The sequence below is a fragment of the Niastella sp. genome, assembly GCF_045805085.1.
Classification (GTDB): Bacteria; Bacteroidota; Bacteroidia; order Chitinophagales; family Chitinophagaceae; genus Niastella.
Map to the genome: position 1 here is coordinate 1 of NZ_JBJMLX010000053.1, position 13,717 is coordinate 13,717.

At 42.6% G+C, this 13,717-nt stretch carries 8 protein-coding genes; 5 read left to right on the forward strand and 3 right to left on the reverse strand.

The features are described 5' to 3' along the window. Both ACJ751_RS02295 and ACJ751_RS02300 read right to left on the reverse strand, forming a co-directional pair. A partial coding sequence (locus ACJ751_RS02295; RefSeq protein WP_407743758.1) for an NAD(P)-dependent alcohol dehydrogenase occupies positions 1-744 on the reverse strand: 744 nt, incomplete at its 3' end. Between the two features lie 144 nt (positions 745-888). After that, positions 889-3,684, reverse strand: a complete 2,796-nt coding sequence (locus ACJ751_RS02300) for a substrate-binding domain-containing protein (RefSeq protein ID WP_407743759.1) — start codon at positions 3,682-3,684, stop codon at positions 889-891. Between the two features lie 306 nt (positions 3,685-3,990). Between ACJ751_RS02300 and ACJ751_RS02305 the strand changes: the two genes are divergently transcribed. From ACJ751_RS02305 to ACJ751_RS02325, 5 genes are read left to right on the forward strand one after another with little or no spacing between them, the layout of a single operon-like run. Beyond that, positions 3,991-5,322, forward strand: coding sequence for a sugar porter family MFS transporter (locus ACJ751_RS02305; protein WP_407743760.1), 1,332 nt, complete (start codon positions 3,991-3,993; stop codon positions 5,320-5,322). 26 nt (positions 5,323-5,348) lie between these two features. Continuing rightward, on the forward strand, positions 5,349-6,260 hold the full coding sequence (locus tag ACJ751_RS02310; protein WP_407743761.1) for a carbohydrate kinase family protein: 912 nt from the start codon (positions 5,349-5,351) through the stop codon (positions 6,258-6,260). 34 nt (positions 6,261-6,294) lie between these two features. Beyond that, entirely contained in the window at positions 6,295-9,429 is a 3,135-nt protein-coding gene (locus ACJ751_RS02315; protein WP_407743762.1) for a SusC/RagA family TonB-linked outer membrane protein, read from the forward strand. Between the two features lie 23 nt (positions 9,430-9,452). Continuing rightward, positions 9,453-11,159: a RagB/SusD family nutrient uptake outer membrane protein gene (locus ACJ751_RS02320; protein WP_407743763.1), complete on the forward strand. Its 1,707-nt coding sequence runs from the start codon at positions 9,453-9,455 to the stop codon at positions 11,157-11,159. 23 nt (positions 11,160-11,182) lie between these two features. Further along, the gene (locus ACJ751_RS02325) at positions 11,183-12,703 is read left to right on the forward strand and encodes a glycoside hydrolase family 32 protein (protein WP_407743764.1); all 1,521 of its coding nucleotides are present in this window, start codon (positions 11,183-11,185) and stop codon (positions 12,701-12,703) included. A gap of 143 nt (positions 12,704-12,846) precedes the next feature. Here the strand turns inward: ACJ751_RS02325 and ACJ751_RS02330 are convergent. After that, the coding region (locus tag ACJ751_RS02330; RefSeq protein WP_407743765.1) for a hypothetical protein at positions 12,847-13,717 on the reverse strand (871 nt) is incomplete at its 5' end.

Below are 13,717 nucleotides of genomic sequence, written 5' to 3' on the forward strand. Positions count from 1 at the left end.
GAATAGCGATGTAGGGATTTCAACAGGTTTGGGAACCGGGTTTAAAAACAATGCTCTTGCCTTCATTATTTTTTTAGCATTTGCATACCCCATTTTACCTGATAGATCAATAACAATATCGTAGGCGATATTTTGAGCAAGTACATTTTCTTTGGTGTAATCTATAACGGAACCTGCTCCCCATTTTTTTGCATACTCCACGGCTTTTGTACTTGTAACTGCTGTAACATTTGCACCCTGCTGTTTGAGTAATTGCAGTAAGAACATTCCGAAACCACCTGTTGCACCATTTACCAAAATTTGAGTTTTTGCATTGATGTTGCCCATTTTTTGCAAAGCCGTAACCGCAGCCGAACCTACTACCGGGATAGATGAAGCCTGAGCGAAGCTGATGTGTACAGGTTTTTTCCAGATTAAAGATGAAGGCACTGAAACATAATCGGCTAATGCACCTTCTTTCATCATGTTTTTTACTACTCCAAAAACTTCATCACCCTTTTTGAAGTCAGTTACATCGGATCCGGTATCTTCAATAATACCGGCAAAATCAACACCTGTGTTCTTTGGAAATTTTGAACCGGACATTAATTTCATTTCGCCCTTTCTGATTTTCCAATCCATTGGATTGATAGAAACGGCTTTTACTTTAACCAAAACCTGATTTGATTTAATGGAAGGTTTTGGTTGTTCTACAGTTTGCAAAACATCTGTATTTCCAAACTTTTGATAAACTATTGCTTTCATTGTGCTATTTTTTAATTGTTTAAATTGATAGCACAAAATTGAAAATAACAGACCTAATAAACTTGTATCAAATCACTATTTTGTTTTAAGGCTTTTAGTGGCATGCCAAATAGTTACTAAAATTCAAAAGCCTTCCCTCAAATTTTATTTTTCCCTGAATTCTTTTGGGGTAACTCCTTCTTTTGATTTAAAAACGCTTGAGAAATACGCCGATGAAGAAAACCCGGTTTTGGACGCTACTTCCCCAATTGAAATATCTTCATGCTTTAAAAGATACTTTGCCTTCTTCAGCCTGGTATTCAAAATAAAATCATTCACATTGATCTCCATTAACCCTTTTACTTTTCTATACAATTGAACCCTCGAAATGCCCATACTCTTACAAATACTTTCAACATTAAAATCTTCATTGGAAAGATTGCTTTCTACCAATGCAGAAAATTCACTGACAAACTTTCTGTCGGTTTTACTTATTGTTTGTGTATTTAAACCGGTAGGCAGTTCAGCTGTAAAATGTTCTTTAAGCCGGGCGCGGTTCCCAAGCAGGCTTTTTATTGTTTGTTCAAGGAACGATACGTTGAAAGGCTTTGTAATATAGGCATCTGCCCAGTTTTTCATGCCTTCAATTTGCTGTTCCATCGCTGTTTTTGCAGTCAATAAAATAATGGGAATATGGGAAGTGCGGAAGTCATTTTTAAAAATACGGGTTAGGGCCATGCCATCTTTACCCGGAATTACCACGTCGCAGATTATCAGATCCGGAATATTATCAAATGCCTGTTGCAGGGCCAGCTGTCCGTTATCTGCTTCCAGTGTTTCGTATTGCGTATTTAATTTCTTTACCAGAAATTGTCTCAGATCTGCATTGTCTTCTATGATCAGTACAGTATATTCTCTTTCTGTTTGTACAGTGGCTGTTTCATCCTTTTCAATTTGTTCCGTCATAAGGTCGGAAGTAAATATCTTCTCCTGTTCGTATAAAACCACCTGATTTGTTTCCTGCGCAGATTCCACCATCTCGTCTTTTGCCAGGTGTGCATTCCCCAGCGGAAGATACACCTCGAATGTGGTCCCTTTCCATTTTTCGCTCGTTACAGTAATAGTGCCTTTATGTAAGCCGATCAATTCTTTCGATAAAGCCAATCCCAGGCCCGATCCTTTGTAGTTTTCATATTCGCCCTGGTAAAATACCTCAAAAGCATGGTCAATGGCATCTTTCGACATGCCCACACCATTGTCTTCAATTTTTATAACCACATAATCTCCGGTTTCACTTTTGGTGATATAGATATGGATATAACCATTGTCTTTGGTGAATTTAAATGCATTCGACAATAGGTTAAAGATCACTTTATCCAGTTTGGTTACGTCCATCCATACATCCAGACGCCTTTCTTTAGTAATCAACCGAAGGTCAATGTTTCTTTTGTGGGCAACGTTTTTATACGATTGAATGATATCGGAAACAAAGGCGATCAGATCATTTTCAGAAGCTTTTAGTTTCATTTTATCCACCTCTATCTTTCTGAAATCCATCAACTGGTTCACCAGCCGCAACAGCCGCATAACATTCTTTTGAATTAAGCCAAGGGTTACGCTGGTACTATAGTTGTTTTTGCTGTTGGCCAGCAGTTCTTCCAGCGGGCCCAGGATGAGGGTTAAAGGGGTTCTGAATTCGTGGGAGATATTGGTAAAGAAGTTGACTTTTGCTTCATTGGCTGCTTTCGCTTTTTCAGACATCTCTACAATTTGCGCCTGGTGATCCAGGATCTCCTGGTTTTGCACCTGTAGCTTTTTGCTTATTTTCCTGTTTTCCCGCAGTGAATAAAATGCCAGGCCCCCTAAAATAAGCGATAGAACAAGTGATAAGATCAGGATATATACAAAAGTGCGCTGGTTATTATAGATCCTTTTTTGCTCCTTTAACGTGCTTGTCTGTCGCTCGATCTGCTGTTGCTGACTGTCGGTTTTGGCGGCCTGCAACTGCATAATGCGTACATTGGTAGAATCGATTACAGTGGTTTGAAGAAAATTTTCTTTACTAAAAGGCTCTTTATTCAGAATTTTCAGGGCTGTTCTGATTGCTTCTTCACCTCCCGTTGGATACAGCATGGTAGCCGTAATTATTTTTCCGGAAACGAATTGCATGCCCGCATCCGGCAAACCATCTACACCAATAATGGCTGGTTTGGTCACTTTGCTGTTTCTATATACTTCATAAGCGCCCTCGGCCATCATATCATTATGGGCAAAAAGCAGGTTTACATCAGGGTACAGGGCTGCTATTTTAGAAAATTTATTTTTTGCGGTTTCATGCAACCATTCCCCATTTACCTGTTCTACCACCTGGATGGAAGGATATTTTTTGATAGCCTCAGTAAACCCATTGTGCCGTTCTATGGCAGGAGACGATTTGGGCAACCCGGTGATTTCAATGATCTTTCCCTTGCCATTGAGAAAATGCACGGCATACTGGCCGGCCATTTTTCCAATTTCATAATTGTCGCCGCCCACATAAGCGGTATAGAACGGGGTAGCTATTTTTCTGTCAACGACAATTACCGGGATACCTTTGCGATAAGCTGCTTCCACTACCGGCGTTAATGGTTCGGCTTCGTTGGGAGATATAATAAGAAGGTCGATTTTTTGTTGCAGTAACTCATTTACCTGCTGTACCTGCGTTTGACTATTACCAGCTGCCTGCCTGTAAATAAAATGTACGTTCGGATGAAAAGCCAGCTCCCGTTTCATTTCCTTCAGCATAGTTTTTCTCCAGGCATCCGATTCAACACACTGGGAAAACCCGATGGTATAAGTATCCTGTTTCTTTTGACTGTTACAGGCCACCAAAAACAAAAGCATTGCCGGGAAAAATAACCGGGCAATACTATAGCTGCACCATCCTGTTAAAGGCAAGCGGCTCGTTAATGATCGTATCATAATGCTGATCAGTAATAATACAAGGTAAAAAATTTTATACCCCTTCCGCTATAAATATAGGCGATTATGATCTGGCCTGCATTTTTTGCTCCAGGCACAGGGCGCATGGATGAAACATTTTCTAAAAAGGGTGTTACAAATTCTATAAACAGCTATCATTTACAATACTTGTTGCGTGTATTTTATATTGAATATTAACCTGTTACGATCTTTTGATATTTTTTTGTCCCTAAATAATCTTTTGAAACGGGATTGCTACGTTCTCTGCCCCCCTGTACGATATGTTTACAAAAAATTGCTTGTTGTATGAACAAAAGAAAGGTGCTTTTGTGGAGCATTATTGTAGCGCTCGGTGGCTTCTTATTTGGCTTCGATACTGCGGTTATTTCAGGTGCGGAACAATCTATCCAGGCATATTGGTCCTTAACTCCCATTGAACATGGACTTACTGTTTCTATTGCTTTGATCGGTACTATTATTGGTTCTTTAATTGGAAGCATTCCTGCCGATAGGCTGGGAAGGAAAAATACCTTAATGATCATTGCAGTCGTGTACCTGTTCTCTTCTCTTGGAACTGCTTTTTCAACCAACTGGTATATTTTTCTGCTCTTCAGGTTTGCAGGTGGGGTAGGCGTGGGGGCTTCTTCTGTAACGGCGCCGGTGTATATTTCCGAAATAGCTCCTGCCCAAAAAAGAGGGCGCCTGGTTGCCCTGTTCCAGTTCAACGTCGTATTTGGCATTTTGCTTTCCTATTTTTCCAATTACCTGATAGGCCAGGAAGGGGACACCGCCTGGCGATGGATGCTGGGTGTACAGGCTTTTCCATCGTTGTTGTTTTTTATATTGCTGCAGGTGGTACCGGAAAGTCCCAGGTGGCTGCTCTTAAAAAAGGGAAAGACAGAGGAAGCCATCGCCATTTTAAAAGTAGTACTTCCAGACACTTACCTGGCAGAGATAGAGGAAATAAAAAACAACAAAAACCGGCATCCTGCCACCAGTAATACCAGTCAGTTGCTTTCGCGCCGTTACAGGTTCCCTGTTTTTTTGGCCGTATCATTTGCTGTTTTTAACCAGGTTTCGGGGATCAATGCTATTATATATTATGCGCCCCGTATTTTCGAAATGACAGGTTTGGGACGAAACTCTTCCCTGCTTTCGACAGTAGGTATTGGCGCCGTGAATTTTATTTTCACCCTGATTGCCATCAACTTTATAGACAGGATAGGCCGCAAAACTTTGATGCTTATCGGTTCTGTAGGATTGATCTCAACGCTTGGGCTGGTAGCGCAGGCTTTTTATTCGCAACACTTCAGTGGCTGGGCAGTTACGATCTACCTGCTGGTTTATATCGCCTTCTTCGCCTTCAGCCAGGGTGCTGTGATCTGGGTGTTCATCTCAGAAATATTTCCCAACCAGGTGAGGGCAAAAGGTCAAACGCTTGGAAGCTGCACCCATTGGGTAATGGCTGCCCTGGTTGCCTTTTCATTTCCTATGCTGGCTGAAAAGCTGGGAGGCGGTAATACTTTTTTATTCTTCTGTATAATGATGGTATTGCAGCTGTTTTTTGTATGGAAGGTGATGCCCGAAACCAAGGGCAAATCATTGGAACAGATAGAACGTACGATGATATTACATTAACTCAACTCTCAAAAACGATTGCACTTATGAATAAACAAATTACAGCTAATAAGCTGGTATGCTACGGCGAGATCCTTTGGGATGTATTGCCTTCGGGCGAGTTGCCGGGAGGTGCGCCTATGAATGTGGCCTATCACTTACATAAACTAAACCAGCCCGTTTCACTGATTACAGCCATCGGAAATGATTCCCATGGAACAGCGCTGGTGAACTTATTGTCGCAATGGGGCATTGGCAGGGAGTATTGCCAAATCGACAATTTTCATCCTACAGGTATGGTGTATGCGCACCCAAAGGGACCCCATGAAATGATCTATGACATTGTATATCCATCTGCATGGGATTTTATATTATGGAACGATACATATGCTGACCTGATGCAGGAAACAGATTACCTTGTTTTTGGCAGTTTGGCCTGTCGCAATCATACCTCAGCAAATACCCTGTTTAAACTGCTGGAAACTGCGAAGAACAAAGTATTGGATATTAATATAAGGCCCCCGCATTTCAGTCCCAAAACTGTTGAACAATTACTACATAAAACAGATATCCTGAAGCTGAACCTGGCCGAACTGGAACTGATCGCGGGCTGGTATTCGTCTTTACAGACTGTTACAGATAAAATTCAACTGATACAGGACCGCTTTTCAATAAATACCATAGTGGTAACGCTGGGCGATAAGGGCGCCCTGTTATGTATGGATGGTAATTTTTATGAGCATGCTGGTTACAAAGTGCAGGTGGCCGATACGGTGGGGAGCGGCGATGCATTCCTGGCTGCCTTTCTTTCCCGGTTGATCGACAAGGCCCCGCCCGAAAAAATACTCGACTTTGCCTGCGCCATGGGAGCGCTGATCGCTTCTTACACGGGCGCCTGTCCTGAATATGATATCCAGGAGATCAAAACAGGTAGAAACTTTTCCAACGCTCAGGCATGATTGCTAAAAATCTTTCAAACCAAAATTAACCAAAATGAAACGATTGCTGATGATTATTACCGGATTGCTGTTTTCGGTAATAGTATTTGCCCAGAAAAAAACAATTTCCGGTGTGGTTTTGAATAAAACCAGTCACACCCCACTTTCAGGGGCCACTATTACTGCCAATAATAAAGTGGTGGTAACAGATGCCGCCGGAAAGTTTACTATAGAAGCCTCGGCAGGCGACCTTATTACGGTAACTTTTGTAGGCATGAAACCGACAACCATTAAAGTTGGTGGAATTCAAAACCTGTCTATCGAACTGGAAGAAGGGGAAAAGGAACTGGAACAGTTTATAGTAATAGGTTATCAGAGCCAGCGCAAAAAAGATCTGACGGGGGCTGTTGCTGTAGTAGACCTAACACCCGTAAAAAACAGCAGTTCCGGCAATACCATGCAGGCACTGCAGGGAAGAGTAGCAGGCTTGTATATAGAAAAGAACGGTGGTTCTCCTAATGGCTCCAATGGCACCATACTTATAAGAGGATCCAATACCCTGGGGGTAAATGATCCGTTGTATATTATTGATGGGATACCAACTACCAGGCCTGAAGTGTTCCAAAACCTCGATCCGGCAGTGATTGCTTCCGTACAGGTGTTGAAAGATGCTTCGTCTGCATCCGTATATGGGGCCAGGGCTTCCAATGGCGTTATCATTGTTACTACAAAAAATGGTGGCAATACGAGCGGCAAAGTAAATTTCCAGTTTAACAGCAGCATTTCAAGCCAGTCAGAAAAAGGGGAGCGATTCAACATGCTGAATTCGTTAGACCGGGGCAAGGCGTTATGGCAGGCTTCTGTAAATGATAAACAGGATCCTGCTGCGGCCTATGGGGAGATATATACTTTTGACTGGAACAATGATTACAATAACCCGGTTTTAAACTCAGTAAAAGTTAATCCGTTTGTTGGTGGCGATCCCAATACACCGGCAGGAAATACCAACTGGCAGGATGTAATGTATAAAACTGGCCTTGTAACGAATAACAGCCTGACTGCTTCGGTTGGTAACAAAAATTCATCCCTTGCCATTAACCTGGGCTACTTAAAAAATACAGGGATGTTAAGATATACCGGGTACGAGCGAATGAGCGGCAGTATAAACGGTATAACAAAGACATGGGATGGGAAAGCTTCATTTGGGGTAAATCTGCGGGTGGCTAATTCAAATGAGTTGTTAGCTACGAACGATATCGGCGGAGCCTCCACGCCTTACCTGGCAGTTACTTTGGCGCCCACTATTCCGGTGTATCAAACAGACGGGGTAACATTTGCAGGCGCATCGGGCGGCGGTTACTCAGACAGAAATAACCCGTTGCATATGCAATATCTGTCAAGATGGGATAATGCCAACCGGCTTTCAACATTTGGCAATGTATTCGCTGAAATTGAACCTGTCAAAAACTTATTTTTCAGGTCAACACTGGGTGCTGATTATGCAACTTTCCTGGCCAAAACAATTTTACCTACGTTTACAGAAGGGGCCTTTAACAGAACTACCAATAGTCTTACCTTAAACCAGAATAAGTATTTGAGTTATACCTTTTCAAATACCCTGCGATACACCTGGAATATAAACGAGCAAAACAATATAAAGGTCCTGGCAGGTACCGAATACATCAAAACGAATCTTGATTACCAGAACACCAAAAAAGAAGGCTATGCTATCCAGACACAGGATTACTTCACATTAAATTCCGGAACCGGCAATACCTATGTTTCCGGTGGTTCAACCGGCAATCGCTTATATTCTTTATTCGGCCGCATTGACTATAATTATGCTGACAAATATCTGGCAGCAGTTACTGTGCGCCGTGATGGTTCTTCCCGTTTTGGCGCCAATAACCGGTATGGTGTATTCCCTGCTGCATCTGTAGGCTGGCGAATAGATAAAGAAGCCTTCATGAACAAACAGACATTGTTCTCTCAATTAAAATTAAGAGCTGGTATTGGCCGGGTAGGTAATCAGCAAATTGGCGACCTGGCTCGTTTTGGGCTCTTCGATGCCAGATACGGCACCACGCAGAATCAATTAACGCCAGGATTTTGGGAGCAATATATGAATATAGGCACCGCCTATTCTTTATCGGGTGCCAATACCGGCACACTTCCTTCGGGCTTTGTTCAGATACAGGCACAAAACCAGGATCTGAAATGGGAAACCACTGATGAGATCAATACAGGAATTGACTTTGCCCTGTTTAAAAACAGGATTTATGGCTCGTTCGATTTCTTTTCGCGTAAAACGACGGGGATCTTAATTACTCCACCCGTAGCATCGGCTTTGGGTGAAGGACAAACGAAAGCGGTAAACGGAGCTTCTAAAACAAATAAGGGCTGGGAACTCGTGGTTGGCTACCAGGGACAAAGAAAAGGAGATTTCGGTTATGATGTAAAAGCAAACTTTGCCCATTTCAGAGACAAAATAACAGAGTTACCCGAAAGTGTACGCCCCGCATATCCGGGCAACCTGGTAAATACCATTATCGGTCACTCGCAATTTGATCTTTTTGGTTATAAAACAAACGGGCTTTTTCAATCACAGGATGAAGTAAATAAAGCGCCCAAACAAATAGGCGCCGGTCCCGGAAGGATCCGTTATGTAGACATTAACAATGATGGCGAAATTAATGATCTCGACAGAACCTGGATAGGCACTACGCTTCCTGATCTGGAATATGGCATAAGGGTTGACCTAACCTACAAAAAATTCGATCTGTCTATATTCGGTTCTGGTGTAACGGGCAGAAAAGGAAATGATGTGTACACGCTCTTCAACAACCTGATGAAAAGCCGGGAAAATGTTGGCCCCGGTGTATTTAACGGTTGGACCCCACAGCATACAAATACCAGCATCCCGGCCTTAACACTTAAAGATGACAATAACGAAAGCCGCACTTCTGATTACTTTATAGTTAGCACCTCTTATTTTAAAATGCGGAATATTCAGCTTGGGTATAATGTAACTATTAAAAAGTTCTTTACATCATTACGTCTGTATGGGATGGCTGAAAACCTGTTCCTGTTTAAAAACAAAAATTTCCAGGGACCCGATCCGGAAAGAACAAACATTAACCTGATACCCATACCCAAAACTTTCACCTTCGGTGTTAACGCCGCATTTTAATTAACTCCAAAAGCAGTATCAAAATGAACAAGAAATATATACCGGCTTTTATAGCTTCAGCCATTTTGTTTTTCGGTTCCTGTAAAAAGCAACTTGAATATACGCCAACGGGCGTACTGTCATCGACAGATCTTACATCGCCTACTGCAGTTGAAGGATTAGTTACGGCTGCCTACGCCGGCATAGGTAATGGCGACATGATTGGTCCTATATATAGTATGTGGGCTTATGGAAGCGTTCGGTCAGATGATGCGTATAAAGGCGGTGGTGGCACTGCCGACGTTGGGGAAGTAGATGCCCTGGAACATTATAACCTGGTAACACCCTCCATGGGGATCTTTGTTCCGCGCACCTGGCAAAATTTATTCAAATCCATTTCGCGGGCTAATGTGGCCCTTCGTGCTGTAAATAATTTGGATGAATCTGCATTCCCGGCAAAAAAATCAAGGCTGGCGGAACTGAAATTTTTAAGGGCGCATAGCTTTTTTACCATGAAACTTTTGTATAAAAACATTCCTCTGTTTGATGAAACGGCTACGCCAGACGACATTTTAAAAGTGTCTAACGATCTGTCGTGGGAAGCATCCTGGAATAAAATAGCCGACGATTTTCAGTTTGCTATTGACAATTTGCCTGAAACCCAAACCCAGTTAGGACGGCCCAATAAATATGCAGCCCAGGCCTACCTGGCAAAATTACGGCTCTTCCAGGCGTATGAACAGAATGCCACCCACCAGGTGATTAATATCAACAAAACAAGATTACAGGAAGTGGTTGCCCTATGCCAGTCGGTTATAGCCTCGGGTAAATATGCATTAAGCGCCGATATTTCTGATAACTTTTTGCCTGAAACAGAAAACGGCCCGGAATCGATATTTGCCATTCAGTTTACGATCAACGATGGAACTACGGCAGGCAGATTAAATTACGAGGATGGGTTGAATTATCCGCATGGCGCCCCGCAATATGGATGCTGTGGTTTTCATGCTGCCAGCCAGAACCTGGTAAATGCTTATACAACGAATGCCAACGGCCTGCCTAATTTTTCTACATTTAATAGCAGCATCGCAAATTTAAGTACTACAACAGTGGATGTGCGTCTTGATCATACTGTAGGTATAGAGGGGCATGTTTACAAGTATGACAATACAAAATTGTTCAGTAGCAGCTGGGTACGCGATCCCGGTGTGTATGGTAATTTTCATACTATGCGCAATCAGCAACTGGCCACGAGTTCTTCATACTTCAAAAACGGCCCTTTTATGGGTGTTGCAAAAAATTATGACATTATCCGTTACGATGAAATTTTATTGATCCAGGCAGAAGCCTATATTGAGTTGGGACAACCCGATAAAGCACTGCCCCTTATCAATCAGATCAGGACCAGGGCCGCAGCCAGTACAGGAAAACTGAAAAAGTTGGATGGCAGTTTTGCTTCCAGCTACAATGTGCAACCATATACTGCGGTAGGTTGGACCCAGGATTATGCCCGTAAAGCGCTGCAGTGGGAAAGACGCCTGGAATTTGCTACAGAAGGGCAGCGGTTTTTTGACCTGGTGAGATGGGGAATTGCTGCACAGGTGCTGAATGATTATATCTCCATTGAAAAAAACAGGAGAACCTTTCTGGCAACCGCTGTTTTTACTGCCGGCAGGGATGAATATTTGCCCATTCCGCAGTCAGAAATTACCTTCACCAAAGGATTATATAAGCAAAACCCCGGGTATTGATTGTTTAATTAAAAGCTTGCTGCATGAATAAAAAGATATGGTTATTTACAACAGCCACCTTTATATCGGCTTTATTGGTAAGATCATCCTATGCCCAGCAGTTGTATAAGGAGATGTACCGCCCGCAGATCCATTTTTCACCAAAAGAAAAATGGACCAACGACCCTAACGGTATGGTATATTATAACGGTACCTGGCACCTGTTCTTTCAATATTACCCCGATAGTACCGTGTGGGGGCCCATGCATTGGGGCCATGCTACCAGCAAAGACCTGGTTCACTGGCAGCAACAGCCCATTGCACTCTATCCAGATAGCCTGGGTTATATATTTTCAGGTAGTGCAGTGGTAGATAAAAACAATACTTCGGGTTTGGGTAAAAACGGGCAGCCGCCTTTAGTGGCCATCTTTACTCATCATGATCCTCATGGTGAAAAAGAAGGCAGGAACAACTTTCAGAATCAAAGTATTGCTTACAGCCTTGACAATGGTAAAACTTGGAAGAAGTATGCAGGCAACCCGGTTTTGAAAAATCCCGGTATTACCGACTTTCGTGATCCCAAAGTAATGTGGTATGAACAGCAGCATAAATGGATAATGACGCTTGCCACCAAAGACCGGATAACGTTTTATTCTTCCCCTGATCTAAAAAACTGGACAAAGGAAAGTGAGTTTGGTTCAGAATTGGGTGCTCATGGCGGTGTTTGGGAATGCCCCGATCTATTCGCATTGGATGATAATGGGAAAAAGATCTGGGTGCTGATCGTCAATTTAAATCCGGGTGGCCCTAACGGCGGGTCGGCTACACAATATTTTATAGGCGACTTCGACGGCAATAAGTTTACACCTTTGTACAGGGATACCAGGTGGCTCGATTATGGACCTGATGAATATGCCGGTATTACCTGGAGCAATACAGGCAACAGGAAAATATTTTTAGGCTGGATGAGTAACTGGTTATATGCGAATGTGGTTCCTACAAAAACATGGAGAAATGCAATGACCATCCCTCGTGAGTTGAAACTAAAGCATGTTGGTAAGGAGATCTTTATAACGCAGCAACCAGTTGCCGAATTGAATACGCTTCAATCGAAACCGGTTGTGTTGCAAAATATAAAGGTTAAAAACTCCTTCGATGTAGGGGCTTCAACCGGAAAAATAGCATTGCCTGTGCGTCTTGATCTTGATCTTGTTCCCTCGAAAGATCTTTCAGTTATTCTTTCCAACAATGCCGGAGAACAGGTAGTGATAGGATATGACAACCAAAAGAGGGAATATTTCATCGATCGCACTAAATCGGGAAATATAAGTTTTCAGAAAGATTTTGCCGGCAGGCATGTGGCGCCCCGGATAAGCGGGGCAAGCGATCTGAATTGTTCGCTGATAATAGATGTTAGTTCTGTAGAACTGTTTGCGGATGGTGGTTTAACCGGTATGACAGAGACCTTTTTCCCAACCAGTCCGTTCAATAATATCCGTATTGAATCCGCTGAAGGGATTGTTATTAAAAAGTTATCGTATAGCCCGCTACGTAGTATATGGTAAGAAGGGTAAATCGATACGTTTAAAAAAGAAAAACGAAACGTATAAATTTCCCGTAATGGCGATTCTAAACGAAAATAAAAAACCCTTCTTTTCAAAGAAGGGTTAAACCAAAAACCACCTTGTATGAAGTGCAGTGACTAAATTTAATCCTGAGCATATTCTTTTATCTCCACTGAAATGCCTTTCCAGTTGTCAGTATTATTCCGCGACTCATCTTTAACCACCATGGTTACCGTGCCGTTACCGTTTCTGTACATCTTAACGAAAGCTGCATGGCCATTTTCATCAGACGCCTCACTTCTGAAAAACGTAAAGCCGCTGGCAAAAGCACCGACAAGCGTAGCCGTATAAACACCGGTGGCCACACGTGTCCATTGAATATTGCCCATGTTGTTTATAAACGCAAATCCCCCTGGTGCAGTAGTACCTTCCTGAGATAGTACTGCCATGTACTGCCAGTAAGTTTGACGAGTGGAGGGATATACAACATTCAGCCTTCCATCTACCATGTATAAATTTTCACCTAACTGAAGCTTGGTCAACACACCATTGTTATCGCTTCCAACAAGAACATCGCCGCCGCCTGAAAGACTATTTATTCGTACATCTCCATCCGCTACATTAAGCCTGTAGGGGTTGGTGGTTTCATTGCCAAGTAATAAATTACCCTGACCATTTAACCACATACGCTGGGCAAATATTCCACTGGTATCGGTAGTATTGAAAACAACGCCACTACTTAAAAAAGCAGGTGCTGTTTTTTCAACCCGTCCATGTATGCTCATGGCATTTGCAATGGTGTTGTAATCACCGGTCACGCCTGAAAAAATTATACTTCCAATGGAGTCGCCCGGTTGCAAAGCCTGTAAAGTGCTGAAGCTGGGTGAAGCATTCTTGAATAATGAAATGCTGGAAGAACCGGCATCAAATGCCAGTTGAGTCGAAAGCCCGTGGGTAGAAGCATTTTGGGTTATATTCAGTTGAGCTGGTAATCTACCGGCTAATGAGTTTCTA

Excerpts from the sequence above, each read along its gene's own strand:
- ACJ751_RS02300 (WP_407743759.1), bottom strand. The coding sequence starts at position 3,684 with ATGATACGATCATTAACGAGCCGCTTGCCTTTAACAGGATGGTGCAGC.
- ACJ751_RS02305 (WP_407743760.1), top strand. The coding sequence starts at position 3,991 with ATGAACAAAAGAAAGGTGCTTTTGTGGAGCATTATTGTAGCGCTCGGT.
- ACJ751_RS02310 (WP_407743761.1), top strand. The coding sequence starts at position 5,349 with ATGAATAAACAAATTACAGCTAATAAGCTGGTATGCTACGGCGAGATC.
- ACJ751_RS02315 (WP_407743762.1), top strand. The coding sequence starts at position 6,295 with ATGAAACGATTGCTGATGATTATTACCGGATTGCTGTTTTCGGTAATA.
- ACJ751_RS02320 (WP_407743763.1), top strand. The coding sequence starts at position 9,453 with ATGAACAAGAAATATATACCGGCTTTTATAGCTTCAGCCATTTTGTTT.
- ACJ751_RS02325 (WP_407743764.1), top strand. The coding sequence starts at position 11,183 with ATGAATAAAAAGATATGGTTATTTACAACAGCCACCTTTATATCGGCT.